Consider the following 26,225-nt stretch of genomic DNA (forward strand, 5'->3'; position numbering starts at 1 on the left):
ACGGACGGATCCTGCAACTAAAGAGAGGACAGCTCGATGGTTTGGCCGTCGAACGCTAGCTCCACGCCGTCCGGGAGCTGGGCGTTGGTGGCGCAGTGGTCGTAGTCGTGCGAGAGGTGGGTGAGGAGCGTTCGCTTGGGTCGCAGTTTGGCGACGACTTCCAGCGCGGCGTCCAGATGGAAGTGCGTCTCATGCGGCTCGCGACGCACGGCGTCCAGCATCAGGAGGTCGAGGTCCATGAGATGCGGCCACGTCTCTTCGGGGATTGCGCTGACATCGGTGACGTACGCGAATTTCGCGCCGAATTTGTACGCCAGGATCGGCAGGCGGCCGTGAAATACGCGGAGCGGAAGGACGCTCAGGCCGCCCAGGGTCAGCCCCTCCGCCGGCGTCAGCGTGTGCAGCTCCACCTGCGGCTTCCCGCCCCCGACTGGGGTCATCTTGAAGATGTATTCATAGATGCGCTGAATATCGTCCAGCACCGAGGTCTCCGCGTAGATGGGGATCGCCTTGGTCTGACGGTAGTTGAACACCCGGATGTCGTCCAGCCCAAAGATATGGTCCGCATGTGAGTGCGTGTAGAGAATTGCGTCCAGGCGTGACATCGGGTTCGCCAGCAGCGCGATGCGCATCTCGGGCGGCGTATCCACCAGTAGGTTCTCGCCGGAATCGGTGGCGACGACGATGGACGGCCGCAGCCGCTTGTTCTTCGGATCCGGGGACGTACAGACAGCGCAATCGCAGCCAATCACGGGTACGCCGTGCGACGTGCCGCTGCCGAGGACGGTGACTCTCATAAGATTATTGTACCCGATGGTCGAGGCCGGAGATTTATGGCGTATAATCCTTAGCGATCATCCATAAAATCGTAAACGATTACGCAGTAAAGGCTCCCCATGTTCAACCCTGCTCGACCTTCTCTGATCGCCGCCCTGATCCTCGCCGCCATCGCCACGCCCGTTTGCGCGCAAACGGCGCAGCTGCTACCCGTTCCCTCGGAGACGGTCTGGAAATCCGGCAGGCTGGCGCTGAGCAGCCAGTTCCATATCTCGCTGCGCGGAGCGCGAGACGCGCGGGTAAGCGCGGCGGCGCGGCGTCTGCTCCTCACGTCGGCGCATGAGACAGGTCTGCCGATCTCGCCGGTCGTTTTGGATGCAAAGAGCAATGCGGCTCTGATTATCCAATGCGACAAAATCGGCCCGGCGACGCAAACCGCGCAGGATGACGAGTCCTACACGCTGGACGTGACGAAGCGCGGCGCGGCGCTCAGCGCCCCCGGCCCGCTCGGCGTGATGCACGGGCTGGAAACGTTCCGGCAGCTCATTGCGCGCGACGGCTCACGCTTTTATCTGCCCGCCGTGCATATCTACGACGCGCCCCGTTTTCCGTGGCGCGGATTGATGATCGATGTGTCGCGGCACTGGATGCCGGTGAGCGCAATCGAGCGCAATCTGGATCAGATGGCGCAGTTCAAGCTGAACGTCTTCCACTGACACCTTTCCGACGATCAGGGATTTCGCATGGAGAGCAAAGTCTTCCCGAAGCTTCAGAAGATGGGCGGCGAAGGGCAGTTCTACACGCAGAACGAGGTGAAGGCGATCGTGTCGTACGCCCGCGACCGGGGAATCCGAGTCGTGCCCGAATTCGATATTCCCGGGCACACCACGGCGCTGCTCGCCGGATATCCGGAACTGGCGAGCGCGCCCGGTCCTTACGCCGTCAAGCATACGTGGGGAGTTCACGACGCCACTCTCGATCCGACAAACGAGAAGGTCTATGCGTTCCTCGACACGTTCTTCGGCGAAGTGTCCAAGCTCTTTCCGGACCATTACGTGCATATCGGCGGGGATGAAGTGAACGGCAAGCAGTGGAGCGCAAGCCCCAGGATCCAGGCGTTCATGACGGCGCGCCGCTTCGCGAATAACGACGCGCTGCAAGCGTACTTCAACCGGCGCGTGATCGAGATTCTGCGCCGTCACGGCAAGGCCATGATCGGGTGGGACGAGATCATCGCGCCCGGCATGCCGGCGACCACCGTGGCCCAGTCGTGGCGCGGCAAGGATTCTCTGGCAACGTCGGTCGGCGCGGGATACTTTGCGATCCTCTCCAAAGGTTACTATCTGGACAACGCCCTTTCGGCGGCGGAGATGTACGCGAACGATCCGACCGCCGGCCCGATCGCCTCGCTGCCGAGCGCGGACCAAGCCCGGGTGCTCGGCGGCGAAGCGTGCATGTGGACGGAGCATGTGACGCCCAAAACGCTCAATCGGCGCGTCTGGCCGCGCGCCGCCGCCGTCGCCGAACGTCTCTGGTCTCCCGCAAGCGTCACCGACGCCGGCGATCTCGCCCGTCGTCTGAGCCGATGGTCGCCCATTCGGACCGCGCCGCAAACTCCCTTTCACGGAACGCCGTCCGCCATTCCCGGCGTGATCGAATCGGAGGACTACGACAACGGCGGCGAAGGCGTCTCCTATCACGACACGGATGGCGTCGATACCGGCCAGGGCTACCGGGAAGACGAAGCGGTCGATGTGGAGCCGTTCGGCGACGGGCGCCGCTTCGATGTCGGCTATACTCGCCCGGGCCAGTGGCTAAAATATACCGTCACAGTGGCGGCGGCGGGCGCTTACGACCTCAATGTGCGCGTCTCATCTGGGGAAGCAGGCGGCGTGTTTCACGTGGAGGATGGGAGCGGAGCCAACCTCACGGGACCGATGACCGCGCCCGCCACGGGCGGCTGGGACACGTGGACGCTGGTCCACGCCTCCGTCCATCTGCAGGCTGGCCGCAGCGTGCTCAAATTCGTCGAGGATACCGGAGGATATAATCTGGACTCGATGACGTTCACACATCCGTAAGCCACGTTTGCGAGACGAGAAATTCTTGACAATCGCCCCATTCACTGTTAAAATTTTCCGGTAACGGGATCCCGTCTCCGTACTTCCCGGACGTTTCCGCGTCCCTTTCGATCCCACGGCGTCCTGCCATCAAGACAAGAAAGGAACGTGACGATGTCCGAAGATTTCAACGGGCTGGATTTATTGACGAACGATCATATCGTGCTGCCGGAAAACGAGCAGACCGACGAAGCGGCGCGCGCCATGGTCCACGGACGCGCCGACTTCGCAATCGTGCGCGGCCGCACCGGACACGCGGTCGCCATTGTCTCGCGCGCGCACCTCGCGCAGTATCCGGCGCGACATCTGTCCGAAATGCTCCGGCAAAACCATTTCGGCCCCATGCCGGTCGCGGACATCTCTTCTCCGGTCTGGAAGGACCGCCGGGCGCTCGCGCTGATGCTGGGGCAAAATCCCTCCGCGCCGGGAATCGTGGCCATGGACGGCGACACGCCGCTTGGAATCGCTCCCGCGAAAAACATTCACGGCCACCGAGAAGATTTTCTGACGCCAAGCCTGGACAGCCTGGGCGGTCAGCCCGATCCCATCATCCGCGTCTTCACCTGTCCCAATAATGATTACTCGGTCGTCGTGGCGACCTACGATCCCTCTTCTCCCCCAACCTGCCCAAACGACGGGAAAGTCCTCGTCTAAGAAACGGAGCCGGAGATTATGTTCACCACGATCCTTCAGACGGTCGGAGGATATTTCGACCGGCGCTGGATGCTCGCGGCGTTTCTGCCCAGCGTGGTCTTGTTCGGCGCCTGCTTGTTTCTCTATGGAGCGACACACGATTTTCGCCGCGCCATCGACATTTGGAACAAATTCTCCCCGATCCTTCAGGGCGCGCTCATCGTCGCCGGGGTGATCTGGACGGCGTTTGTCGCCGTTCTGTTTAGCTTGACGAAAGGCGGCATGCTGCGTTTGTTCGAAGGCTACACAGAGCAGACGCCGCTTTTGAGCGCGTTTCACCAATGGCGCCGCCGCTATTACCAGCGCTTGTTTCGGTATCTCGCGCACGAACAAACGCGGCTGGAGGCGGAAATCGCCCACCTCCGCCTGGGACCGCTTAAGGATCGCCCGGACGCCAAGGACAAGGAGAAGGTATACAAGGAAGAACTGGGAAGGATCCTGGAGGAAAAGATCCTGCGATTTCCTCCCGATGAGTCCCAGGTGATGCCGACCCGTCTTGGGAATATCCTGCGCGCCGCCGAGGCGTATCCGCGCGTGCATTACAATATGAACGCGGTGGTGCTCTGGTCGCGGCTGGCCTCGGTGCTTCCGGATCCGGCGGCGGCGGGGCTGGAGGACGCGCGCATGTTTCTGGATTTCATGCTGGTGCTGTGCGTCTCGTCGTTCCTGTTCGCGGCGACCTCGGCCGTCTATCTGGCCGCGGCGCACGCCGCGTCCATCCTGACCTGGTTTGTCCTGATCAGCCTCGGCGTGTCGTGGCTCTGCTACCATGGAATGCTGAACGCCGCCATTGTCTATGGCGAAGCCGTCAAAACCGCGTTCGACCTGCACCGCTGGGCGCTGCTGGAGGCCGTCCATTTGGCGGCGCCGGCGAACAACGCGGAGGAGCGGGTTCTGTGGGACGACTACGGGGGATTTGTTTATGGCGGCTTTCCCTTGAAAGCGGCGTATGAGGCGAAGAAACCGGAATGAAACGACCGGATTTGCCTGAGACGCCTTCGATGGTTTCCAGCGCCCATGCGAGCGCTCCCGCCGAGCGCCGGTGGACTGTGGCGATGACGGCGTTCTTCGTGCTCTGGCTCGGCTTTCGCATCGCGGCCATGGCGCGCGAGTCCGCCGCTTCCAAGCCGCCCGTCGCCCCTCCAGCGCCGCCCGCGCTAAAACTTCCAATCCCGGAGGCCAAAGCACAGCGGCCCCGTTCGTATTTGGGCGCATTTTGCCTGATCGCATTGCTCGTCGCCGGAGCGGTGGCGTTATATGGGTCTACTCGACCTGGAAAGCCGAATGCCGTGACGGCGCCTGCGCGTGTCGTTGTCGGGCTGGCGGCCACGCCGACAATGACGATGGGCGATACGCTCCAAGCCGGCGATCGGGTGACGCTGATCGTCGAAAAGCCCGAACCGGCGGAGCCGGCCGGCCATACCGCCACGACCATTCCCAATATCCAGATCGTCCGTGTCTCTGCGCTCAAGATCAAGCCCGATACCATCACGCCCACAACCCCAGCGTCGGTGCTGTCTCTCAATGTCACGCCGGCGGAGGCGCAATTGCTCTCAAGCAAGGAAGCGACCGTGTCCGTGGCGCGCCAAACCCCATAGCAGGGATTACGGAATGAGGCTGCGGCAGGAAGTCCGCATCACCAAGGGGGCGGGCAGAATGACCTGCTGGTAGCTTCGGGGCGCATCGGGACCGGCTTCGAGACGGCGGAGCATGAGTTTGGCGGCGGCGCGGCCGATCATTTCAAACGGCTGCTCGACGCTGGTCAGGAAGCCGCGCGGGGTGTAACGGTCGATGTTGCCATGGCCGACGACGCTCAGGTCTTCGGTCACGCGAACTCCGTTCGCTTCGGCGACCTGTATGAACTCATGCGCGATGAAGTCGTTGCTCGTGAAGAGCGCCGTGGGCGGGTCCGGCTGCGAATAGAGATGTTCAAAGGCTCGCTCCATCCGGCGCTCGTCCCAGTCCAGATGCACGATCAGCTCCTCCGCCACCGGCAGGCCGCGCGCTTGGTGCGCCGCCCGGTACCCCTGCGCGCGTTCGAGGATCGTCGAGTAGTTGCCGGGATCCATCAGATGGGCGATGCGGGTATGCCCCATATCGATCAAATAGTCCACCGCCATACGCGAGCTTTCGACGTCGTCGATCCCCACAAAGTCACAGTGCATCCCCTGCGGGTAACGGTCGATAAAAACGATCGGCGTGTGGGGGTACTCGCGCACGATCTCCTGAATGGCGTCGTCGCCGCAGTACGTCCACCAGATCAGGCCGACCACACCGCTCTCCAGCGCCGACTGAACCGCCTGCGCCTCGCGGCGCAGCACTTCCGGCCGATCCTTATGAAACGTGTCCAGAAAAGTCAAACGGTGCGGGCTTTCCGTATCCGCGAGCACTTTATGGATTCCTGAGACAATGGATAGACCGCCGGGAAACACGGGATTGGACGGCAGCAGAGCCGCGATCGTCTGGACCGCCCGGGACGGCTCGGCGACGGGCGCTTCTATCCCGCGCTCCACGGAAATCCCCTTGGTCGGAAACGCCACGAATGGCGTTCGGTAATGAGACTTCTCCAATAACCCCTGTTCGATCAGCCGGGCGTACGCCATGCGAGCAAAGCGTCGGCTGACGCCGAACTCTTCCGCCAGGGCTCGCTCGGCCGGCATCCGCCCGCCAGGAACGTAAATTCCGGTCTTGATTCTTTCCTCGATAATCGCCGCCACGGCGGACTCGGCCAATTCAGCTGTTGCTCTCATAAGTGGTCCAATAAGTGATTGATATGACGATTCGCGCGGCATGGATACGGACGCCGTACCACTTCCAGGAATATACTAACTCAAATGGTCCAAATTGTCAATACCAAGTTATTCTTTCCAGGATCGAGCCGACAGTCTAGAAAATCGCAAAAAATCCCTTAGGAAAAGTTCTTGACAGCTCCCAAGGTCCATGTTATAATACGATCAAATAGGCCCAGATATACCATATGGACCATTTTCGTAATCATCGAAGGAGAGAACCGTTGAAAAAGACATTCCAAAAAGGTTTCACGCTGATCGAACTGCTCGTAGTTATTGCCATCATTGCGATTCTCGCCGCAATCCTCTTCCCAGTCTTTGCCCAGGCAAGGGAGAAGGCGCGCGCTATTGCGTGCTTGTCGAACATGAAGCAGTTGGCGCTCGGCACCATGCAGTATTCGCAAGACAATGATGAGAAATGCGCCGACGGCACCGAGGTTAACGGCCTGGGATCAGGATGGGCTTGGCAGATCTATCCTTATGTCAAGAGCGCAGGAGTTTTCAAGTGTCCTGACGAATCCTCCCCGCAATCGCAGAAGGGGCGTCCTAGTTCTTACGGATACAACCGGAACTGCGCTGTCTATACACAAGGCGGCCCGCCGGATGGCCGTAGCCTCGCGGGATTCACCTCACCGGCCAAGACGGTTCTGCTTTTCGAAGTGACTCAGAGCGGCTATTATGATATCACCGTCACCACTTCGCCGGGCGCGGATGGTATGAACAGCGATAATAATATTTACGGCGGCTCGATGGCTGGATGCGGACTTGGCGGTCAGTGGGACATGGTCGGCTACAACACCCACTTTTCTACAACAGCTACAGCCGACAATGTTAAGTACGCAACCGGCTATCTTCGCAATTCCGATCCATCTGCCGCCGGCAAGGCCGACTTCACCGGCGTAACGGGACGTCACACTGGCGGCTCCAACTACTGCATGGCCGATGGACACGCTAAGTTCTTCCTCGGCGCGCATGTGTCCGGGGGATATCCTAACGGCGTTTCCGGCGACTGCGGAACTCCCGGGAATACCGCTTCTACCGTAGATTGCGCGGACGGCACAATTGCCGCCACGTTCAATATCAACTAGATTCTCTTCCATGCGCTCGCGGCGATACCGCCGCGAGCGCCCATATCGCCGGAAAGTTTACTGAATTTATGAATCGACGGTTTCGGAGCGCGGCGACCGCGCTGCTAGCGCTGACGACCGCCGCCTGTCTGACATTTCCCGCAAACGCCGCGACGGATACGCCGCCCTGGCCGGCGGAATCGGTCGTTTACTGTGTCTTCCCGCGCATCTTTTCCTCACATGGCGATTTCAACGGCGTCACCGCGCAACTGCCCCGGCTGAAAAAACTCGGCGTCTCCGTCATCTGGCTGATGCCCGTCACCACGCCTGGAAAGTCGATCCCCGGACATCCCACGGTGGACAGCTCTTATTGCGTCCACGATTATTACTCCTTAAATCCCAGTTATGGAACCGAGGCCGATTTTCAAAAATTGGTGTCGAGGGCGCACAAATTAGGGCTCAAAGTGATTTTGGATGAGGTTCTGAACCATACATCCTGGGACAGCCCGCTGATTACGGAGCATCCGGAGTTTTACGTTCACAGCGATGGCGACTTGAAGAACCCCGCCACGATCAAGCAGGCGTTCAACTATACCGATGTGGCGCAGCTCAACTACGCGAGTTCTGGTCTGCACGAATACATGATCGATATGCAGAAGTTCTGGCTCACGCGCTACCATGTCGACGGCTTCCGATACGATTCGGCGAGCAATCCGGGCGGACCTGGGCGTATGATTTCGGCCGATTTCTGGAGAGAGACGGGCCGCGCGCTGCGCGCGCTAAAGCCGGATGTTCTGCTGCTTGGAGAAAGCGAGGATGCGGAGCTGGGGATGAATCCCTTCACACTCGATTACGGCTGGTGGCTGCATGATGCGTTAGTGGATGCTTCCAAAGACGGGGGCGACGCCGCAAACGTGCAAAAGGTCTGGCAAAAACAGACGGATGAATTTCCGGCCCAGATGAAGCACCTTTCGCTGCAGGACAACTGGGACACCATCCGTGATGTCGCCGCCTACGGCGGAACTCCGGACGGCGCGTTGGCGGCGGCGGCGTTCAACCTCACCAATACCGGCGTTCCGCTGATCTATAACGGCATGGAGATCGGCAACGCGGCGGGCGAGGTCAATCCGCATGCGCCCATCGACTGGGCAAGCGGCGATTCGCGCTTCCCGGCCTTCTATCATCAAGCGATCGCGTTGCGCAGGGTTAATCCCGCGTTCACGCGGGGAAGAATGAAATGGCTGTCCAATTCCATTCCTTCGCAGGTCGTTACCTACGAGCGGTTGGACGGAGACGCGGAATTCCTGGTCGAGATCAACCTTTCCTCCAAACCGGCCAGCGGCCGGGTGGATGCGCCGGACGGCGCGGGTTGGACGCGCGTTCCGCTGGGGAAATCCCCCGCTATGGCGAGCGTCCCTGCCCCGTCCAAGATCTCCCTGGGAGCGAAGGGATTCGCAATCTTTCGCCGCCGCGCGGCTCACGGAATCGGTGACATGCGCTCGGGAAAACCCAATAAGGAACGCGCGCGCTCGGAAATAAAATAAATATCTCGTAAGCGTCCATGCTCTTAGTTTCTTGGTAGACGTGGTATGATGAAAATGAGCCTTCAACCAACAGAACGTAGAGTTGATTCGTTTTTCTTCGCAAGCGCGTCTACCAGATCCTTATGCTTGATGTCGATCATATCGCAGTCCCTCATCGAGCGTCGCTCGACGCCTCTGGACGCCGGCGACGCATCGCGTTCGTCACGGAGAGTTATGCTCTGGGCGGGGTTGAGCGCTGGCTCGACATGCTCATCTCCGGTCTGGACCGCTCCCGCTTCGACCCCGTTCTGATCTGCTCGGATGTCTCGGCGATCGACCCCTTTGTCGCCGATGTCGAGGAATGCGGCGTCGATGTGATTCGCACCGATTACCTCACTCCCTTTTCATCCAGCTCCAGCCCCTCCGCCATACTGCGCCTCGCGCGCCTGCTGCGCGCGCAAGGCGCGGAAGCGGTTCACGCGCAGGTGCTCGGCGGCGCCGGCGCCCGCTCCATCGCGCTCGCCGCCGCCCTCGCGGGTGTGCGCGCGGTGGTTGTCACCATCCACGGCTCGCTGCTTCAGCCCCTGAGCGCGCTGAAAAGCGCGCTCAGCCGCGTGTTCGACCGCGTCTTTGTCACCGCCTATACGACTTCCTCCCAGAGCAGCCGCGCATCGCAGATCGCAATGGCGGGGCGCAGCCCGAAGCGGATCCGGGTCATTCCGCACGCCATCGAATGTGAAGGGTTCGACCCGGATATCAACTCCATGCTGGCGCGCCATGCGCTCGGACTTCCCAAGGATGGGCCGGTGATCGGACTGGTCGGCCGAATGGAGGAGCAGAAGGGTGTGGAGGATTTCCTTCGTATGGCGCGGCTCGTCTCAGACTCCGAAGCCGGCGCGCATTTTCTGGTGGTCGGCGACGGACAGGAGCTTCCGAAGTACCGGATGCTGGCCGAAGACCTGGGGATCGCGGACCGCGTTCACTTCACCGGACGCCGCACCGATATTGCGCGCTGTCTGGCGGCGATGGATGTCTTTGTGCTGGCGTCGCTGTTCGAGCCCTTTGGCCTGGTCCTCGCCGAAGCGATGGCGATGAAGACGCCGGTAGTCGCCACCGATGTCGGCGGCGTTTCCGAAGTGATTTCCGACGGCGTCACCGGTATGCTGGTCCCCGCCGCCGATCCGGCCGCGATGGCCAAATCCGCGCTGGAATATGTGCGCCGACCGGAACTGGCGCGCCGGCACGGCGAAGACGGACGCAAGCGCGTCCTGGAGAAGTTCACCGCCTCCCGCATGGTCGCCGATATGGAGCGACTTTACGAACGCTGCCTGATGGCGGAGCAGGCGCATCCGAAAATGGCCCGAGTTTGGCGCTCGGCCCTTTCCGACTGAGTCGAAGCACGCCGCCGACAGGAGAACGCAAACCGTGAAGATCAGCGTCATCATCCCCACGCGCAACCGAAAGGACATGCTGCGCCAGGCGCTCGACAGCGTCCGCGACCAGAATGCCCCCGGCGTCCATTTCGAAACAATCGTCGTCGATAACGGCTCGACGGACGGCACCCTCGAAATGCTCGCCGCCGACTACCCGGAAGTCCATCGTCTTTCCTGCATGGAGCGCGGCTCGTCGACGGCCCGCAATGCGGCGATGCGCGCCTCGACCGGCGAGTGGATCGCCTTTTTGGACGACGACGACATCTGGCTCCCCAATAAAATCGCGCGCTGCCAGGCGCTGGCGGGGGAGCATCCGGACGCCCGCTTCCTCTATACCGCCGCCACGGTCTGCGATCACGAAATGACGCCCCTGCGGCGCTGGAGCGGTCCGGATATTGCGACGGAGCCGATGACGTGCGCCTCGTTTCTTCGCGACAGCATCACTCCCTCCGCGATCCTCATCCATCGCGAGGTGATCGCGGCCGTCGGCGAATTCGACGCTACGCTGCTGCGCGGACAAGACCTGGACTACTTCTGCCGTGTGCTGCTCGCCGGCTTCACCTGCGCGGCCGCCCCGGAGCAGCTCGTACTCTACCGGCTTCCCGAACGGCCGGATCCAAATCTGCTTTACCGATCGTACTTTCACATTGCGCCGCTCACCGCCCGTTATATGCGGGCCGACGCGCCCGGCCGCCCTTCCGATGACGAGCGCAACGCGCTCCTGCGCCACGTGCGCGGCTACTACGCCAATCAGCTAACCCAGGCGTTTCAGTTTTACCGCCAATGCGGCGACGCCCCCACCTCGCGCCTCGCCCTCGGCCTCGCCTTACGCGTCTCCCCGCTGCATGCCCTCAAGAGCCTCGTCACCGGGTAACAAACCCCGACTCATGAAAAAAGCGCCTGTCCCCTCGTCGGGTCAGGCGCCTTCAAAAAATTTCAATTAACCGAACATCAGACTGATATAATGTCCAATGGACAGTCCCAAAATGAGGAGCGCAAGTCCCGCTCCGAGTATAATCGAGCCCGCGACCGTAATACTTTCGAATAAATTGTCACCCATCGTCATCATCTCCCGCCAAACGACCGAGGTTCCCCCAGCCGTCCGTCCAAAAATCAATCCATTACCTTGTCAATACCGAGCGGCTCCGCCGCTCCCGTCCCTGTTCATATCTATAACCAACCGCTCCGCGAAAGAGTTCCGGAACGATCGGTATTTATTTCGCGGAACCTTAAAAAAGGTTCATTCCTTTTTTAAAGTCCCGCCAGCAGGACGCCCCGGATCTCACCGTCGGAAAACATGCCGTCCGTGCGCAACGCGTACGCGCAGCGCATTTCCAGCATGCCCTCCGCGAACGCAATATGCATCTCCGACTTGTTTGTAACGTTCTTAAGCAAAATCCGCGCCAACTTGGCGCGTACCGCTTCTTTACCCAGTTCGTCCGCGCAGATAACCCTCAGCGCCATGTTCGTCCGATGGCAGGAAAGATTGTCGAGAAAGGTCAATCCGTCCAGATCATTCTCAAAACTGGCCCAATCCACCTCATAAGCGATCGCCCCGCCGCCGCAGATCTCCGCCAGCTCCGCCGTCCGCTCCGGAAACGTCACATCCTGCAACTCCTTCATCTTCCGCCGCTCCATCAACCCCATGTCGCGCCCCTCCCCGTCGTTGTGTTGGAGACAGAATACACCGCGATGGTGAGACGAACGTGAGAAAGGCGTGAGGTCTGCGTGAATATTCGGATATAATGCATGGACCTAAGCATCAACTCAGTATTTGCGGGCCATACATGTGCGGCGGAGCGGGAAGACAGAATGACAAATGACTTGAAAAAGGAGGCGAAGGCGCTGCGGGCGCGAATCGAGTCGGCGTTCGCCGATGTTCCCTACCCCAGCGACGAACACCTGGGCGAGCGTACGCAGATGGACGACGACTACAATGATGTCATCGCGCACTTCACCGGCAAAAATTGGCGTGATCTCATCCCAGTACGGAAGCCGCCTCGGGGCCGCGCGAACCCGCTTGAGACCGACATGTGTTTCTGTACTGCCGAGGCATGGCGTTACTTTCTGCCAGCATACCTTATCACCGCCGTCAAAATGGAAAGCGTTGGCAGTTTCACGCTTAACCCCGGCCGTTCGGAACATCTCAGCGACCACATTGAGCGCCGATTTCGCCTGCTGAGCGCCGAGCAATGCGCTGTCGTTGCCGCCTTCTTAAAATACGGCGAGTTATTGATTGACGACAAGAAGCAACGGAGCCCGGATCATGCCAGATATTACGAGTACGAGCGGCAAAAACTACTCCCGGTGATTGAGTACTGGCTCGCCAGGGCGGCAGTCCTGGAGAATTCCAGTTCTTAAGGCAGTGACGATATGATTGGGCAAGAGCAGAAGGCGAAGGGGAGCGCTATACTCGCTTTGTCAAATCTTCCTCACCATATTTGTGTGAAGATGTCGCGCATTAGGTCAAACTCCTGAATACGGTACATGAAATTATTGATTTTCTTGGGATCATTATTAAGCGAGAGAGGGCAGCTGTCCTTTATAAAACATGAAACAGATAATCATCGACTTAATTGCTTATTGTGAGGATTGGCGTCTCCCCGATGAAGATCGGTATTTCCCAGATGTTGTTTTGTCTGCAATAGGCAGATGGGGCGATGAACGCGTGAATTCCGCAGCGCACGCGGTTGTCATATGTTTGTCATGGGATAGACGTGGTCATAAAAAGGATCGGTTTGGGAAAATGAGAATTCCTCAGGAGAGTGATTTCAGCAAAATGGTGAGGCAGTGGGTGATAGAAACGCCCGAATTGGCTGAATTGTTCGAGGTGCGAGAAGACGATATTTACTTACGTGACGATCTGCCGAGCCAAGAAGTTGATGATATGGCGGCGTGCGCTCACGAATCCATGTTGCGAAATGTGCATGTGCGCCCCATGTAAGGCGAGAGGCTGTCAGCTTCTCCGTGTCGGCGCGGGCGGCCATATTCCGTCGTCGGCGTTCGCGCCAATATGGATCGTTGTTTGTGGGATATTCGCTCCCCAAATCGCGACAGCAATTTGCCCAACGGCGGCGCCGATTGCGACGCCGAACACCAGACCGAACGGCGCTTGCTGGAGCATCCGGCCTGGCGTAAGCCAAATTGCCAGCATTTTGGGATCCGTCGATTGGCTGGGAATCAGCACCCAAAGAGCAGCGCCCAATATGGCGCCGATCAGCGTGAAGACGCCGAGACGAAGAAGCGCGCGGTTAGACCAATAAACGCGGCCTGAGGAGACGGCTCCAATAGCTCCGCCAATGAGCGCAGTGAGAGGCATGCTCAGTATCACGAAAAAGAAGCCGTCATCGCCGATAAAATAGCAGCCAAAGAGAAAAGTCGCCGCGAGCGCGCCGACGGCGCCGATAAGAAAACCGAGCACATACTTTAATAATCGCTTCATTAAGATCCGAGTCAGTTCGTAAACACAATAATGGATTGAAGTAGATTAGTGTCAAAAGTTGCCGGGCGGCCTCTTGATTGGCTCCTACCGTCCTGTCCACTGTACCCACCATTCTTTGGAGAATAGCGGCGGATGATGTTCCACGAGACGCATGTTGTCCGTAACGACGGCGTTCTCGTCCATGGTCACGGTGATCGTGAACGGCTGCCGCAGAACAACTTTTCCCTGCACGGAGCCGGTGACAGCGAATTGATAGTCAACTCCATCGGGTATGCCCAGAGGAACGGTCACATGGAGCGTGCTGCTGGGGTGCGCCGCCGTGATCTCATTCGATGTAAATTGGCAGCGCATGTACTTGTGCGTGGCGCTGGGCGTGAGGATATTGTCGACGGAGCTGGCGCAGACTCCGAGCTTCAGCGCGCCGGTAAAGCCCGGCGCTGGCTTCATCGTCACATGGACATCGTAAACGCCGCTATGCTCCGTCATGATCGCTTCCGGATCGAGGGAGAGACGGCAATCGCGGGTCAAAACGACCGGTGGGATCGTGACTTCCAGATTGCTGGCGTGAGCGATCTTTCCCGTGGTCGCGATAAGGCTCACCACAAATGTTCCGGGACAGCGCAGGGCGGCTGCGTTCGCCGATAGCTGGGCGTTGACGAAGACGGGCCGGTCTTTTGTCAGAATGAGCCGTCGCGTTGGGAATTTCATCGAGAAACCCGCCGGCAGCGGCGCGGCGGAGCCGTCGCCGCGCCGAGTTCGCGCCGCCAGCTGGATGGGTCCCGCCAGGCCGCGCAGAGCGTCAATTTGCATGCTCACGGTCTTGATCGCCGGCTTGGTGTCCGTCGGTTTGAGCGTGATCTCCGACGGCTGACCGAAAATCGCGAAATCGCGCGGCGGATTGTTATCGGGAACCGCAGACGCATATTGAGCGGGGCGCCGGGGGTCGTCGGTGTGCTCCACGCCCTTCGGGAGAACCTCGCGGTACGGCAGGCTCCACAGAACGACAAAGACGGCGATACCGGCGGCGCCGGCCGCGAGAGTGATTAGCGCTTTGCGTTTGAGCGACATCCCATCACACCTTAAGACCAGAATTTGCAGAGCGAGCGGCCTTCATCATATGCGCTCCGGCGCGGAATGTCAAGCGCTTTTTGGCATAAGGCGGAAGACGAGAAAACAGCCCGGACAGATCCATCTGTCCGGGCTGTTTTGCGTCGGGCGTTTTGGCTGCGTGGTTACCCGGGCAGGATCTCCAGGCCGCTGAGTTTGGCGTTCTGGTCGGGGCTGCCGGGGGCGGCGGAGACGCGAATACGGATCTTGCCGTCAGGGCCGGGGGTGATGCCGGAGAACTCTTTGACGATGGCTTTGTTCATACCGCCTGCGGCTTTGAGGATCTCGAAGTCGGTGAGAGCGGGTTTGCCATTGATCTGGATGTTCTCGATGCGCATGCCGGGGTCGGAGTCGAAGAGCTCGGCGAAGTGCAGGCGGACGGTGTATGTCTTGCCGACCGGGACGGCGTAGGCGTAGGTCAGGTCGTCGGCGTAGCGCTCGCCCTGGTAGACGCCGGCGGGGGCGGCGTTCGGGACGCTGGTGTCAATCGCCGCGCCGTTGGAGCTGATGCCGCCGTCCTTGATGTTCGGATCGGCCATGAAGTCGCCGATGTTTTCATCGGAGCCGGCGGCGACACGGATCGGGACGGTGAACGTGACCAACTTATCAGGCTCGGAAGGCGCGGGCAGCGCCGCGTACTGGTAGCTCGCGGGCATGCTAAGCGGCGGGCGCGCGGCAACGGGCTTGCCCCACATCGTGTTCGGCTTCGGCCCCATAGTCAGGCGCAGGACGCCGCCGGCGAGCAGATCTTTGTGCGTGAACCAGGCGCGGGCCATCGGCTTGCCGTTGAGCGTGGCGGACTGGATATAGATATTCTTCGGCGAGTTGTTCGCGGCGATCAGCGTGAACGTTCGGCCGCCGAGGCTTTTGTCCAGGTGGATCGTCGCCTTGCTGACAACCGGGCTGCCGAGCACGTAAACGCCGCTCGCCGGGTTGACCGGATAGAAGCCGATGGCGCTGAAGACATACCAGGCGGACATCTGCCCGCAGTCGTCGTTGCCGCACTGTCCGGCGGGGCTGTCGTCGTAGAACTTGCTCATGACCTCACGGACACGCGCCTGTGTCTTCCAGGGCGCGCCGGCGTAGTCGTACAGATACGAAACGTGGTGGCACTGCTCGTCGCCCTGCGCGAACTGCCCGATCCGGCCCGTGATGTCGGGGATACCGGTGTTGATCTTGGAGCTGGCGGCGAACATGGCGTCCATCTTACGGATAAACCCGGCGTCGCCGCCGTAAAGCTGGATCATGCCGGGCACGTCCTGCTGCGCGGCGAACGCATACTGCCAGGCGTCGGCTTCCGTGTACTCGTCGCCGACCAGACCGTTGTCCACAAAGTGCGCGCGCCAGGAGCCGTCGGCCTTGCGGCCGCGCATAAACTGGATGCGCGAATCGAACTGATTGCGGTAGCTGGCCGCGCGCGTCAGGAACATCTGAGCGTCGTCATCATGCCCCAGCGCCTTCGCCATTCGGGCGAGGCACCAGTCATCGAACGAATATTCCAGCGTCTTGGAGGTTGCCTGCTCGCCAGGCTGCGAAGCCACATAGCCCAGCGTCTTGTAGGTGGCGAGACCGCTGCGGTCCTGCATCGCGGTGTCGCGCATCGCCTGATACGCCTGTTCGGGATCGAAGCCTTTGAAGCCCTTGAAATAGGCGTCCACAATCACGGGAACCGAGTGGTAGCCGATCATGCAGAAGGTCTCGCCGCCCCAGAGCGGCCAGATCGGCGTGGAATGCAGACCATTCTCATTGTACTCGGCGAGCATCGTGCTCACCATGTCATTGACGCGGTTCGGCTCGACAATGGTCAGCAGGGGGTGCTCGGCGCGGTAGGTGTCCCACATCGAGAACTCGGTGTAGTTCTGAAAGCCGCCCCCGGTGTGGACTTTATGGTCCATGCCCATATAAGCGCCGTCGACATCGTTGAAGAGGATCGGCGCGAGGTGCGACAGATAGAGGTTGGAGTAGAATGTCCGGCGGATATGCGGATCCGGCGTGTCGATCTGCACGGCGCCGAGGGATTTGCTCCACATCTGCTGCGCGGCGGTGCGGGTGGCGTCGAAATCGAAGCCCGGGATCTCGGCGGCGAGGTTCTTGCGCGCCCCTTCGATGCTCGTTCCCGAAATACCGACCTTCACCAGCACGGACTCGCCGGCCCTGGTCGCGTAGTTCACCACGGCCTTCAGGTGGTTCCCCTTGGCCGTCGTGCTGCCTTCCGCGAAACGCTGGTCGTCCTGCGCGAGCGCCACGGTGGAGAAGGGCTTGGAGAACTCCATGACGAAGAAGATGGACCGGTTGCTCGACCAGCCGTTTGTCTTCTTGTAGCCTGAGATCGTGCGATTGTTCTCGATCGTGATCCCGCCGTCATACGGGTTGTTGCCGATGCCGTGCGCGAGGTCCAGCACGATGTGCGCGCTGTCCGTCCGCGGGAACGTATACTTATGGAAACCGCAGCGATTGGTGGCGGTCAGCTCCACGGCGACCTTCGGATCTTCCAGAAAGACTTTGTAGTCGCCAGGGCTCGCCGTCTCCCTGGCGTGCGAGAAGCGCGAGATGTACCCGTTCCCGGGCGTACCCAGGTCAAAGTGAACGTCGCCGACCGTGGGCATCAGCATGATGTCGCCCAGATCGCCGCAGCCGGTGCCTGTCAGGTGCGTGTGGCTAAAGCCCTGGATCGTACTGTCGGAATAGTGGTATCCCGAACAGCCGTCCCACGATTCGGTGCGCGTGTCCGGGCTCAGCTGCACCATGCCGAAGGGGACCGTCGCGCCGGGATAAGTGTGCCCATGGCCGTCGGTCCCGACCATCGGGTCCGCGCTCTGGAGCGGCGTCAGCGTCGCGGCCGCCCGCGCGGAGGATGCGGCGAATGGCGACACGAGCGCCGAAACGATCAGAGCCTGTGCAAGGCGATGCCGAATGAGGTGAGAGTGCTTCATCAGATTCCTTTGGCGCAAAAAGAGCGTAAGCCGACATATCGGTTCAAAACGGCGGAGATACTCTTAGGATACGACAAACAAGGAAAAAGATCAAGAAGGCATTTGTGACGCAGTGTGTCTTTATGTGACCTATAACGCCCAAGATTTCTCTTCTCCCTTCTCTGCGCGCGGCCTGCCCACAATTGGAAGCTTGTGGGCAATCCGGGCGTAAAGTCAGCAAAAGCCGACGAAATAGCCTGCAAGCTTCCACTTGCGGGACTTTGGCGCTGGGCCGATGCGTTTCGCTCCATGCGCTGGGAGCACGAACGGCTTGATCGCAAACGTGTCAAATGCTAGACTTTCTCAAACCGGCGCGGCTGTCCTGAGCGTCCCCAAAACCCTGCGGCGCGGGGTGATTCGCGCGGCGCGCGGCGCCGGAGCGATCGCGCGGGCGGGTTTAGAAAGTATGGGAAGGAGCGCGGTGTTTTTCATGCGCTCCGCCCACATGGCGGCGGTCCTGCCGCCCTTATCCCGTACGGACACCGGCGCGCCGATCGCGATGAGCGCGCGCGCCGCGGCGAGGGTCTCCTCCGTCATGCGCCGGCGCACCGGAGGCGTATTGCATTCGGCGTGCAGATTGATATCGCGCATCGCCGCATGGATCAAAGCCGTTCGCCCCCGGTCGTCCACCGCCTCCACGTCGGCGCCCGCCGCGCGCAGCACCGGGATCAGATCCGCCAGTCCCCCTTCCGCCGCCGCCATCAGCACCGTGCGCCCGGCATTGTCGCGCACATTCGGGTCGGCGCCGTGCTTGAGCAAAATGCGAACGATCGGAATGCTGTCCACGCTGACCGCCCGCGCCAGCGGCGTCACTCCATACTCATTGCAGACATTGACCCGCGCGCCCTTCGCCAGCAAAATCCCGACCGTCGCGGCGTCGCCCGACGACGACGCCCACGCCAGCGGCGTATTCCTCGCCGGGTCGCGCGCCTCGACATCGGCGCCGCGCGCCAGCAGCGCCCGGACTCCTTCCGAGTCCCCCCGCAGCGCCGCCGCCAAAAGCTCCTTGTCCAGCGGCGCTACAGTCGCCGCCAGCATCACCCGATTCACCGGCTCCGCGCTCGCCGCCCTTGGCGCACCGCAAACACCCGCGCTCCACACCACCAGCGCCGCCGCCATCAGCGCCGCCCGCTCCTGTCCGCCGCCCGTATAGTTTCCGTTCATTGCTCCCCTCCATCCGCTTCAAAGTTGTGATGGAGGGAGTATATTGCGCAAGGGTGAGAAGTCCGTGAGACGGGCGTGAGAATTGCGTGAAGTTTTTCCGGCTCCAGCAGTGGCTTTGAGTTATAATACTTATCGAGTAGACAAGCCAATCTCTTCGCGATTTACTTGAAGAGTCTTTTCATTTTTGCGGCGCCCAGGCGACATTGATCTTTGAGAACGTCCCTAAAAATGGGGATCGACGCTCAGGCGGCCGTTCGGCAGGTAAACAAGGATGAACAGATTACAGAGAAAGCGGGCTGACGCAGCCGCGGAGATTGGACAGAACTTCTTCTACGGCGAGGGCGTTCGCAAGAACTATCACAAAGCTTTTCCGTACTTGCTGGAGGCGGCGGAAGCGGGTCACATCCATTGCATGAACCTTGTCGGCTTCTGCTACAGCGAAGGACGGGGCGTCGCCAAGGATGACACGCGTGCGATGACGTGGTACGAAAAGGCTGCGGAGTACGATCATCAGATCGCCCTGTGCAATCTGGCGATCTATTACGATCAGGGGAAGCACGTTCCCATGGACAAGGAAAGGGCGTTTGCGCTCTATTTACGCGCGGCCGAACTTCGCGACGACTGGGCGGCCTGCAATCTGGGCGTAATGTATCTGGACGGCGAAGGGACGACGCAAAATCTCGCGGAAGGCATTCGATGGATGCGGCGCGCGGCCCAGTACGGGGAGGACGCAATAGCGCAGTACAATCTCGGCAAGGCGTATCTGGAAGGCGAAGGCGTGCGGACAAATCGCAGATTAGCGCGGAAATGGCTTGCCCGGGCGGCGGAGCAGGGACATAAAACGGCGGCGAAGACGCTGCTGTCAATGCAGGAAGGTAAAGGCGGAACGCATGCTGCGTACGGTGGATAACGGGAAATTTCAGCGCGGACAAGTTTGGAAGTATCACGCGCGGCCTTATGAAGACGGCTCGACACTGACCGTCGTCAAGACGGAAGTCCATGACCGGCTCGGGGCGATTGTCCATATTCACCTTCAGGGCCTGCGCATTCGAACGCCAAGGCATTCGATAGGGATGACGTCCGTGATCGGGCATCTTCCATGCTCCGAGGAATCCATTACGCAAAGCGTGACACAGCTTGTACAAGAGAATGCTCCCTTGCCCGACTTTGAAGAAGGATATCAGCAATGGCGAGACGCCTTCGACGCCGGCGGAGCGGGAATTTGGACGGTTCCCATCGCGGAAATGGTGAGCGCATTGGAGAGTATCATTAGCGCCCAGGATCAGGAGAAATAAGCGGCCGCCGAACGGAGTAATGCAAATGATGGGGAAACGAATTCCCAAAGCGTTCTTAGTAGTCCCTCTTATCGCAATAGGCGCGACCGCGCTCGTGCTGCTGCTGTGGCGGCATCCGTTGAACGCCGACACGCCCGCCAAACGAAACGCCATCTATACGGCGGTTTTTCAGAAGATGTTGGCCCGCCGCGCGCGGCCCTACTCCGGCCTTTCGGTGGACGGCAACGATCCGGACACGGCGGTGATGAACCAATTTCGAAATGACAAGAGAGTCATTCTCGGCTCTCGGATCACGGTCGGCCCCACTCGCGCATTCGAGGACAGGAAGACAGGCGCCAGCGCGGAGGCCCTCTCGGTGGATTCGAACACGCTCCGATGGTACGGGCCGGCTTCGGTTTCCATTGAGGTGGACGCCCACGGCAGCGGCTCGGACGGATCCCATGGGACATATTATCTTGTCTGCAAAAGCGGTCGATGGGCAGTGAATGACTATCGCGACTCGGGGATCATGTTCTAGAGTATCTCGAATCTCCAGGGCAGAGAGTGCAATCATGAATGACTTCTCTGAAATCGAATGGCTGATCGCACTGTCTCGGACCGGCAATACGCCGCGAGCGCGCGACGCCCGCATTGAGCTTTCCGAGCGCGGCGACGAGGCGTTGCCGTTTCTGGTCGACGCCGTGCTTGACGAAACCTTGCCGGGCGGAGCCGCCCTGGTGGAGATCATCGGTGAGATTGGCGCCGATGAAGCGTCAAAACGCGCACAGGCATATGTGTTTAACCGTGAGGACTTTGCGCTGAAGCGATATCTCGCTGGCGGCGACAACGCCGCGAACGCCCTCATCGAACTTCTGGGCGCACCCCATCTCAGACACTTGCGAGCGGCGGTTTGTCAGGCGCTAAGCGCGACTTGGTCGGCGCTGGCGCGCGACGCCCTCATCGCAGTGATGACCGAAGAAGATCCCCATCCCGTGGCGTGTATCGCGGCCAAAGCGCTGGGAGTGCTTGGACGACTGGACGCGGAGGAAGCGCTGCTCGCGGCGGCCAAATCGCCTCATCCTTACACGCGGTCGGCGGCGCTGATCGCACTTGCGCAAACGCAAAACGGCGCGTTCGCACCGCTCACTGCCGGATTAAGCGATCCCGACAATTATGTGCGCTTGACGGCAATAAAACTGCTGTCAGATCCCGAGGGACCACGCTACGATGAATGGGCGATAGCCCCGCTGCGCGACGCCATCGCGGATCTCACGAAAGACTTGCAATCGTCCGATCCCAAAATCGCCGCCCTCGCGGCGGTCACACTCGCGCAGTCGCGTTCACCAGAATCGGAGGAGCCATTGATCGAGTTTCTCTGCTTTGGGTCAGTCCCAGAGGTCAAACGCGTCGCCGCCGTCGCGCTGGGGCATGTGGGAACCGACGATTCCGTACCGGAGCTGCTCCGAGTGCTGACGACGGAAACGAACGAAGGCGTGCAGCGCGCCGCCGCCGAGGCGCTGTACCGGATCGGAACATATCGCGCACGCACGGCGCTCATCGACGCCAAATCGTCGGTGAACGATCCTCTTCGAAAAATGATCATGGATCTGCTAAAGAATTAAAGGCGCGACGTTGTTCACTTCTCAGTTATTTCGACCAGGCGTGGTAATGCCAAAGAATGCAGATGCAGACGTATTGCTGCGTACGATAGCGAACTTACCGGATCAGTTCGAGAATGAATGTGAGATAATTTCTCTCAATGATATCTTTGATATCGTTTGGTACTCGAAATTCTTTTTCGATCTCGGAGAGATTTGTCAGACAGACATCAGCGACCATGAAGATTACACCATACATCCACGCTATTTGAGCGACATATTGGCGTTGATCGAGCGAAAATATTCTCGCAGCCCTAACAGAAAGCTTTCGGATTTCTTTTTATCGCTTAAGGCAATGTGCGAGAAAGCGCAACAACTCAACTTTTCGTTGCATTTGGAATTATAGGCGCTCTGAGATACTCCACAGAGAAGATTAACGATGCTTCAGGAAAAATACATGACGGAACATCACTACAATATTTTCGCGGATTACCACCAGTTTTATCTACAAGATGAAAAAGCTGACGGCGACCTATCCGACTGCTGGACGCACGAGGCCACCGAACAAATGCTGGCGCTCGCGCCTGGAACAATAGGTGTAGGCACGGTGCGTAATATGACAGTCCCAGTCACCGTACGAGTTCTGGACGCCGCCCCCGCCGACGACTACGACCAATGGGACCAAGTCAACGAGTGCAGTCTTGACATTCCATCAGGCAGCCTTGTGATTGCCGGTTGCACTGACTATTTTCCTGACGCCGCACGAATTCCCGTCGTTCCTGGATCTTACCGAGCGCGCTTGTTTTATGGCGGACTGGAGACTCTCAACGATGACGGGTTAGAGGGCGGTGACCACTATGAGATTGCCCTATGGCCCGCGCCGCCTTTAAAGGCATCCATACTGAAATCGCGTCCGACGCTCCCACTCAATCCTATTGTATACGACAAGGCTAGGTATCACATCAACGAGAGTTTTCCTAAACGTCTCTCCACAGACCAGGTGCTTGTTCCGACCGGGATGTATCTAGGCTGGATAATCGACCACAATCTGCACAACCCCGCATTTTTTGAAGAATGCAAAGAACTGATTGACAAGTTCACGCGACGCGAGATCCAAGCCTCCAATATCTACGAATACTTCGATGGCTGTTTCGACAGTGAGATGCTGAGCCCGGAAGGCAACGCTTTTACCCAATTTTATTTCGGTGTCGAATCGGGTGAATATTTAAAGGACTACGAAGTCCATCTTGTCGCGGATCGACCGTCGCTATTCCATGTCCGAGAAAACGCGAAGAATTACGCGATTCTGACAACGTTCATCGATCAACGGTATCAAGATTGGGTTTCTCAAAAGTGACTAATATGAAATTTATCGAAGACTAACTTAATTATCTTTCGCAGAACTGATACATACAAGACCGCAAAGACGCTGCTAGATTACTTGAAAGATTGAGACGGAGAGGGCGCTCAAGGAGGACAGACTTGCTGAACAAGCTCAAGGCGCTATTCCAACGAAGCAAGGCTGCGGAAGATTTGCCTGATGGATTTTGGGTATTGCTGAACATGGCGAATAATACTGCGGACATTAAGCCGCTTTCGCCGGAGCAGATGATAGACACGCTGGATGGTTATGCGCGGCAGGCGCAGGCGGCGGATACGCTGATGATTGTTGATTCGGAATCGGGACCGGAGATCTGGTTGTTTTCGTCGCAGGAGAGCGCTCAGGAGTTTGTGCAGCAGATCATGCGGCAGACGATCGCGGAAAATCCGGAGGCGACGATGGGCGCGTTTACGATGGTGTCGATGCAGCGGGCTGTGCTCTTTCCCAAACTGGCGCGGGTTCCCAGCCTACACGCCATCCTGGATCCGGCGACGCCCGCCGAGCGGGTAATTCCCGCCGCCGAGATTCGCGCGTCCGTTGGTCTTACAGGAGAAGCTGGATGGATGTGACACAAGATGCCGTGGTCGATATCTCAGAAGCGCTGGAGCGGTTCTTTGGCTGCTCGGGCAAAATGCTGAAGCCGTCGCGGGCGACCGTCGAGGCGCTGGTGCGATCCATTCCCGAAAACCAGATCCTGACGACGGACCTCCTGCGCGCGGAGCTTGCGCGACGGTCCCAGGTCCAGGTCACCTGCCCTTACTGCGCCAAACAGGCGCTGAAAGCCATCGGCAAGGCGGCGCCGGACGGCGCGCCGTTTTGGCGCGTCGTTAAGGCGAACGGGGAATTGATCTCGTACTTCCCTGGCGGCGTGGAAGGCCACGCCGCGCTATTGAAAGACGAAGGGTTTGTGATCGACGACAGGCCAAAGACGCCGCGCGTTCAGGGGTTCAAGGATCATCTCGTTCGATTGGAATGAGACTGGATCGGGCGCCGAGTAATGGGTTAACCATTACCCATGGTATCCCAGTCCAAAACCATAAGGAAACAGCGGATCGGCGGCCTTGTCGTCGTAATGCAGCGGGATCTGCGACATCGCGCGCGGCCACGGAAATGAGAGCTTGCCGGTCGGTTTGTAGTCGCCGAAGAGGACATCGGTGACGCCCTGCCCTTCCGTGCCGGGGAGCCAGGCGGCGACGACGGCGTCCGATTGCGCGAGGATGTCGCCGAGGATCATCGGCCGGCCGGAGAGTAGGACAACCACGATGGGGATATTCGCCTTTTTGAGATTGGCGATGGCGTCCCGATCTTCCTGGGGCAGCGCGAGGTCGGTGCGGTCGCCCACCCCTTCGGCGTAGGGAATTTCGCCGACCACCACAATCCCCAGGCTCGCGCCCTCGGCGCCGGTTCCGTCTTTGGAGTAAGTGACGGCCGTCGCCGGCGACACGCTCTTTTTGATCGCGTTCAAGATGCTGGTCCCGCCAGGGACATCGCCCATCTGTCCTTGCCAGGTGATTGTCCACCCGCCGCACTGCATGCCGACATCATCGCCGCCACGCCCGCAAACATGGATCCGTTTGATGGTTTTGGCGATCGGGAGAGTCTGGCGGTCATTCTTCAAGAGCACGAGCGATTCACGGACGGCCTGGCGAGCGATCTGTCGGTGAGCGGCGCTTCCAAAGGTCTTTTGCACGGCCGGACTGACCGCAACGGTGTACTTCTTCTCCATCATGCCCATCGCGAGCTTGACGCGCAAAATGCGCAGTACGGCGTCGTCAATGCGGGACTGCGGCACGGCGCCTTCGGCGACGAGCGCTTTGACGTTGTCGAAAAACTGCTGGTACTTGTCCGTGATCATGAACATGTCCATGCCGGCGTTCAGCGAAATCTCGGCGTCCTTCTTGTAATCTCCGCCCAGCTCATCGATGGCGTTCCAGTCGGAGATCAAAAATCCCTCGAACCCCATGTCCTTCTTGAGAATATCGGTGAGAAGATGCTTATGGCCGGAGCACTTCACCCCGTTCCAGCTGCTGAAAGAGGGCATGATCGTGCCGGCGCCCGCCTGGATCGCGGCGGCAAATCCGGGGAGGTGGACGCGGCGCAGGGTCGCCTCGTCGATCTTCGCGTCACCCTGATCGTGTCCGCCGTCCGTCCCGCCGTCGGCCGCGAAGTGCTTGACGCAGGCAAGCACGGAGGTCTCGCCGGCCAGGTTATTTCCCTGCAATCCCTCTACCGCCGCCGCGCCCATTTGAGCCACGAGCGCGGGGTCCTGCCCGTAGCCCTCGTAAACGCGCCCCCAATGGTAATCCTGCGGGACCGTGACGCACGGCGCGAAGCTCCAATTGATCCCCGTCGCCCGGACTTCCTCGGCGGTCGCACGCGCCACTTTGCGCACCAGCGCCGGATCGCGCGTCGCGCCCAGACCGATATTGTGCGGAAAGATGGTCGCGCCGGGGACGTTGTTGTTGCCGTGCAATGCGTCGGTGCCGTAGACAATCGGAACGCCCAGACGCGTGCCGATCGATGTCGTCGCGAAGCCCTGCGCCATCTCGGTCCAGCCCTTCAGGGTGTAATCGCGCGGCCCGGAGCCGCCGCCGCCAAACACCGATCCGACATGGTACTTATCCACATCCTTGGAATCCTTCAAGGAGCCGTGCTCGACCTGGATCAATTGCCCGATCTTCTCATCCAGCGTCATCTTCGCCAGGATCGCCTTCGCCCGCGCGGTCTCGCGCGTAAACTTATCCTGACCCGAACGCGCCTGCGCCGCGCCCGCCAGCGAAAGAAGCGCCAGAGCGGACAGAACGGCAACAGGCGCGTTGAGACAATATAACGGATGGATGGGCCGTCGAAGATGCTTGCGGGCGATCATTGCGGGAATTTCCTTA

The 26,225-nt window shown here is 59.9% G+C and carries 26 protein-coding genes and 1 pseudogene; 19 read left to right on the forward strand and 8 right to left on the reverse strand.

Features of this window, described 5'->3' with window-relative positions:
• Window positions 1–17: 17 nt before the first annotated feature.
• Window positions 18–797, reverse strand: a complete 780-nt coding sequence (locus D5261_RS28805; RefSeq protein ID WP_119323023.1) for an MBL fold metallo-hydrolase — start codon at window positions 795–797, stop codon at window positions 18–20.
• A 99-nt stretch (window positions 798–896) separates the two neighbouring features.
• On the opposite strand from D5261_RS28805, the pseudogene D5261_RS28810 reads away from it, so the two are divergent.
• The 5 genes and pseudogenes from D5261_RS28810 to D5261_RS28830 form a co-directional block, all read left to right on the forward strand.
• A pseudogene (locus D5261_RS28810) lies at window positions 897–2,306 on the forward strand (beta-N-acetylhexosaminidase); the annotation flags it as partial.
• Between the two features lie 120 nt (window positions 2,307–2,426).
• A complete protein-coding gene (locus D5261_RS28815) occupies window positions 2,427–2,858 on the forward strand; it encodes a carbohydrate-binding protein (protein WP_301002571.1) in 432 nt (143 codons plus the stop codon).
• A gap of 153 nt (window positions 2,859–3,011) precedes the next feature.
• Window positions 3,012–3,551, forward strand: coding sequence for a hypothetical protein (locus tag D5261_RS28820; RefSeq protein WP_119323021.1), 540 nt, complete (start codon window positions 3,012–3,014; stop codon window positions 3,549–3,551).
• Window positions 3,552–3,569: 18 nt separating this feature from the next.
• Entirely contained in the window at window positions 3,570–4,562 is a 993-nt protein-coding gene (locus D5261_RS28825; RefSeq protein WP_119323020.1) for a hypothetical protein, read from the forward strand.
• Window positions 4,559–5,188, forward strand: a complete 630-nt coding sequence (locus tag D5261_RS28830; RefSeq protein WP_125206142.1) for a hypothetical protein — start codon at window positions 4,559–4,561, stop codon at window positions 5,186–5,188. The genes D5261_RS28825 and D5261_RS28830 overlap by 4 nt, the downstream gene beginning before the upstream one ends.
• A gap of 6 nt (window positions 5,189–5,194) precedes the next feature.
• Here the strand turns inward: D5261_RS28830 and D5261_RS28835 are convergent, their stop codons facing one another.
• On the reverse strand, window positions 5,195–6,340 hold the full coding sequence (locus tag D5261_RS28835; RefSeq protein WP_165864406.1) for a GntR family transcriptional regulator: 1,146 nt from the start codon (window positions 6,338–6,340) through the stop codon (window positions 5,195–5,197).
• Between the two features lie 263 nt (window positions 6,341–6,603).
• Here D5261_RS28835 and D5261_RS28840 point away from each other — a divergent pair, with 263 nt between their 5' ends.
• The 4 genes from D5261_RS28840 to D5261_RS28855 all read left to right on the forward strand — a co-directional run bounded on the left by D5261_RS28840 (window position 6,604) and on the right by D5261_RS28855 (window position 11,276).
• Window positions 6,604–7,467, forward strand: a complete 864-nt coding sequence (locus tag D5261_RS28840; protein WP_176587333.1) for a DUF1559 family PulG-like putative transporter — start codon at window positions 6,604–6,606, stop codon at window positions 7,465–7,467.
• Window positions 7,468–7,535: 68 nt separating this feature from the next.
• Window positions 7,536–8,990: an alpha-amylase family glycosyl hydrolase gene (locus D5261_RS28845; protein WP_119323016.1), complete on the forward strand. Its 1,455-nt coding sequence runs from the start codon at window positions 7,536–7,538 to the stop codon at window positions 8,988–8,990.
• 122 nt (window positions 8,991–9,112) lie between these two features.
• A complete protein-coding gene (locus tag D5261_RS28850) occupies window positions 9,113–10,360 on the forward strand; it encodes a glycosyltransferase (protein ID WP_119323015.1) in 1,248 nt (415 codons plus the stop codon).
• Window positions 10,361–10,394: 34 nt separating this feature from the next.
• Complete coding sequence (locus D5261_RS28855) at window positions 10,395–11,276, forward strand: glycosyltransferase family 2 protein (protein WP_119323014.1); 882 nt, start codon at window positions 10,395–10,397, stop codon at window positions 11,274–11,276.
• A 377-nt stretch (window positions 11,277–11,653) separates the two neighbouring features.
• Here D5261_RS28855 and D5261_RS28860 read toward each other — a convergent pair whose 3' ends face one another.
• Window positions 11,654–12,025 (reverse strand): hypothetical protein, encoded by a 372-nt coding sequence (locus D5261_RS28860; protein ID WP_125206141.1) that lies wholly within the window; start codon window positions 12,023–12,025, stop codon window positions 11,654–11,656.
• Between the two features lie 126 nt (window positions 12,026–12,151).
• Here D5261_RS28860 and D5261_RS28865 point away from each other — a divergent pair, with 126 nt between their 5' ends.
• Together D5261_RS28865 and D5261_RS28870 are read left to right on the forward strand one after the other, a co-directional pair.
• Entirely contained in the window at window positions 12,152–12,763 is a 612-nt protein-coding gene (locus tag D5261_RS28865) for a DUF6714 family protein (protein ID WP_125206140.1), read from the forward strand.
• Between the two features lie 190 nt (window positions 12,764–12,953).
• Complete coding sequence (locus D5261_RS28870; RefSeq protein ID WP_119323011.1) at window positions 12,954–13,346, forward strand: hypothetical protein; 393 nt, start codon at window positions 12,954–12,956, stop codon at window positions 13,344–13,346.
• A gap of 12 nt (window positions 13,347–13,358) precedes the next feature.
• On the opposite strand, the gene D5261_RS28875 is transcribed toward D5261_RS28870, so the two are convergent.
• The 4 genes from D5261_RS28875 to D5261_RS28890 all read right to left on the reverse strand — a co-directional run bounded on the left by D5261_RS28875 (window position 13,359) and on the right by D5261_RS28890 (window position 19,087).
• Window positions 13,359–13,844 carry a hypothetical protein gene (locus tag D5261_RS28875; protein WP_119323010.1) on the reverse strand — a complete coding sequence of 162 codons (486 nt, stop codon included), beginning with the start codon at window positions 13,842–13,844 and terminating at the stop codon, window positions 13,359–13,361.
• An 84-nt stretch (window positions 13,845–13,928) separates the two neighbouring features.
• The gene (locus D5261_RS28880; RefSeq protein ID WP_119323009.1) at window positions 13,929–14,912 is read right to left on the reverse strand and encodes a hypothetical protein; all 984 of its coding nucleotides are present in this window, start codon (window positions 14,910–14,912) and stop codon (window positions 13,929–13,931) included.
• A 164-nt stretch (window positions 14,913–15,076) separates the two neighbouring features.
• On the reverse strand, window positions 15,077–17,884 hold the full coding sequence (locus tag D5261_RS28885; protein ID WP_119323008.1) for a GH92 family glycosyl hydrolase: 2,808 nt from the start codon (window positions 17,882–17,884) through the stop codon (window positions 15,077–15,079).
• A gap of 342 nt (window positions 17,885–18,226) precedes the next feature.
• Entirely contained in the window at window positions 18,227–19,087 is an 861-nt protein-coding gene (locus D5261_RS28890; RefSeq protein ID WP_119323007.1) for an ankyrin repeat domain-containing protein, read from the reverse strand.
• A gap of 271 nt (window positions 19,088–19,358) precedes the next feature.
• On the opposite strand from D5261_RS28890, the gene D5261_RS28895 reads away from it, so the two are divergent.
• From D5261_RS28895 to D5261_RS28930, 8 genes are all read left to right on the forward strand, one after another.
• On the forward strand, window positions 19,359–19,997 hold the full coding sequence (locus D5261_RS28895; protein WP_119323006.1) for a tetratricopeptide repeat protein: 639 nt from the start codon (window positions 19,359–19,361) through the stop codon (window positions 19,995–19,997).
• The gene (locus tag D5261_RS28900; protein WP_119323005.1) at window positions 19,978–20,382 is read left to right on the forward strand and encodes a hypothetical protein; all 405 of its coding nucleotides are present in this window, start codon (window positions 19,978–19,980) and stop codon (window positions 20,380–20,382) included. The genes D5261_RS28895 and D5261_RS28900 overlap by 20 nt, the downstream gene beginning before the upstream one ends.
• A gap of 25 nt (window positions 20,383–20,407) precedes the next feature.
• Entirely contained in the window at window positions 20,408–20,899 is a 492-nt protein-coding gene (locus D5261_RS28905; protein ID WP_125206139.1) for a hypothetical protein, read from the forward strand.
• 34 nt (window positions 20,900–20,933) lie between these two features.
• Complete coding sequence (locus D5261_RS28910) at window positions 20,934–21,983, forward strand: HEAT repeat domain-containing protein (RefSeq protein WP_165864405.1); 1,050 nt, start codon at window positions 20,934–20,936, stop codon at window positions 21,981–21,983.
• A 46-nt stretch (window positions 21,984–22,029) separates the two neighbouring features.
• Entirely contained in the window at window positions 22,030–22,365 is a 336-nt protein-coding gene (locus tag D5261_RS28915) for a hypothetical protein (protein ID WP_119323002.1), read from the forward strand.
• Window positions 22,366–22,416: 51 nt separating this feature from the next.
• Complete coding sequence (locus D5261_RS28920; RefSeq protein WP_174721489.1) at window positions 22,417–23,316, forward strand: DUF7832 domain-containing protein; 900 nt, start codon at window positions 22,417–22,419, stop codon at window positions 23,314–23,316.
• Between the two features lie 125 nt (window positions 23,317–23,441).
• Entirely contained in the window at window positions 23,442–23,909 is a 468-nt protein-coding gene (locus D5261_RS28925; RefSeq protein WP_119323001.1) for a hypothetical protein, read from the forward strand.
• Window positions 23,900–24,316, forward strand: coding sequence for an MGMT family protein (locus D5261_RS28930; RefSeq protein WP_119323000.1), 417 nt, complete (start codon window positions 23,900–23,902; stop codon window positions 24,314–24,316). The genes D5261_RS28925 and D5261_RS28930 overlap by 10 nt, the downstream gene beginning before the upstream one ends.
• Window positions 24,317–24,349: 33 nt before the next feature.
• Here D5261_RS28930 and D5261_RS28935 read toward each other — a convergent pair whose 3' ends face one another.
• Entirely contained in the window at window positions 24,350–26,209 is a 1,860-nt protein-coding gene (locus D5261_RS28935) for a glycoside hydrolase family 3 protein (RefSeq protein ID WP_119322999.1), read from the reverse strand.
• Window positions 26,210–26,225: the final 16 nt, after the last annotated feature.

The organism is Capsulimonas corticalis, from assembly GCF_003574315.2.
GTDB classification, from domain to species: Bacteria; Armatimonadota; Armatimonadia; order Armatimonadales; family Capsulimonadaceae; genus Capsulimonas; species Capsulimonas corticalis.

Coding starts and splice junctions, on each gene's coding strand:
- D5261_RS28845 (WP_119323016.1), top strand. CDS start 7,536: ATGAATCGACGGTTTCGGAGCGCGGCGACCGCGCTGCTAGCGCTGACG.
- D5261_RS28870 (WP_119323011.1), top strand. CDS start 12,954: ATGAAACAGATAATCATCGACTTAATTGCTTATTGTGAGGATTGGCGT.
- D5261_RS28805 (WP_119323023.1), bottom strand. CDS start 797: ATGAGAGTCACCGTCCTCGGCAGCGGCACGTCGCACGGCGTACCCGTG.
- D5261_RS28825 (WP_119323020.1), top strand. CDS start 3,570: ATGTTCACCACGATCCTTCAGACGGTCGGAGGATATTTCGACCGGCGC.
- D5261_RS28860 (WP_125206141.1), bottom strand. CDS start 12,025: ATGAAGGAGTTGCAGGATGTGACGTTTCCGGAGCGGACGGCGGAGCTG.
- D5261_RS28880 (WP_119323009.1), bottom strand. CDS start 14,912: ATGTCGCTCAAACGCAAAGCGCTAATCACTCTCGCGGCCGGCGCCGCC.
- D5261_RS28935 (WP_119322999.1), bottom strand. CDS start 26,209: ATGATCGCCCGCAAGCATCTTCGACGGCCCATCCATCCGTTATATTGT.
- D5261_RS28910 (WP_165864405.1), top strand. CDS start 20,934: ATGAATGACTTCTCTGAAATCGAATGGCTGATCGCACTGTCTCGGACC.
- D5261_RS28850 (WP_119323015.1), top strand. CDS start 9,113: ATGCTTGATGTCGATCATATCGCAGTCCCTCATCGAGCGTCGCTCGAC.
- D5261_RS28885 (WP_119323008.1), bottom strand. CDS start 17,884: ATGAAGCACTCTCACCTCATTCGGCATCGCCTTGCACAGGCTCTGATC.
- D5261_RS28865 (WP_125206140.1), top strand. CDS start 12,152: ATGGACCTAAGCATCAACTCAGTATTTGCGGGCCATACATGTGCGGCG.
- D5261_RS28830 (WP_125206142.1), top strand. CDS start 4,559: ATGAAACGACCGGATTTGCCTGAGACGCCTTCGATGGTTTCCAGCGCC.
- D5261_RS28820 (WP_119323021.1), top strand. CDS start 3,012: ATGTCCGAAGATTTCAACGGGCTGGATTTATTGACGAACGATCATATC.
- D5261_RS28890 (WP_119323007.1), bottom strand. CDS start 19,087: ATGAACGGAAACTATACGGGCGGCGGACAGGAGCGGGCGGCGCTGATG.
- D5261_RS28875 (WP_119323010.1), bottom strand. CDS start 13,844: ATGAAGCGATTATTAAAGTATGTGCTCGGTTTTCTTATCGGCGCCGTC.
- D5261_RS28905 (WP_125206139.1), top strand. CDS start 20,408: ATGATGGGGAAACGAATTCCCAAAGCGTTCTTAGTAGTCCCTCTTATC.
- D5261_RS28895 (WP_119323006.1), top strand. CDS start 19,359: ATGAACAGATTACAGAGAAAGCGGGCTGACGCAGCCGCGGAGATTGGA.
- D5261_RS28835 (WP_165864406.1), bottom strand. CDS start 6,340: ATGAGAGCAACAGCTGAATTGGCCGAGTCCGCCGTGGCGGCGATTATC.
- D5261_RS28930 (WP_119323000.1), top strand. CDS start 23,900: ATGGATGTGACACAAGATGCCGTGGTCGATATCTCAGAAGCGCTGGAG.
- D5261_RS28915 (WP_119323002.1), top strand. CDS start 22,030: ATGCCAAAGAATGCAGATGCAGACGTATTGCTGCGTACGATAGCGAAC.
- D5261_RS28920 (WP_174721489.1), top strand. CDS start 22,417: ATGACGGAACATCACTACAATATTTTCGCGGATTACCACCAGTTTTAT.
- D5261_RS28900 (WP_119323005.1), top strand. CDS start 19,978: ATGCTGCGTACGGTGGATAACGGGAAATTTCAGCGCGGACAAGTTTGG.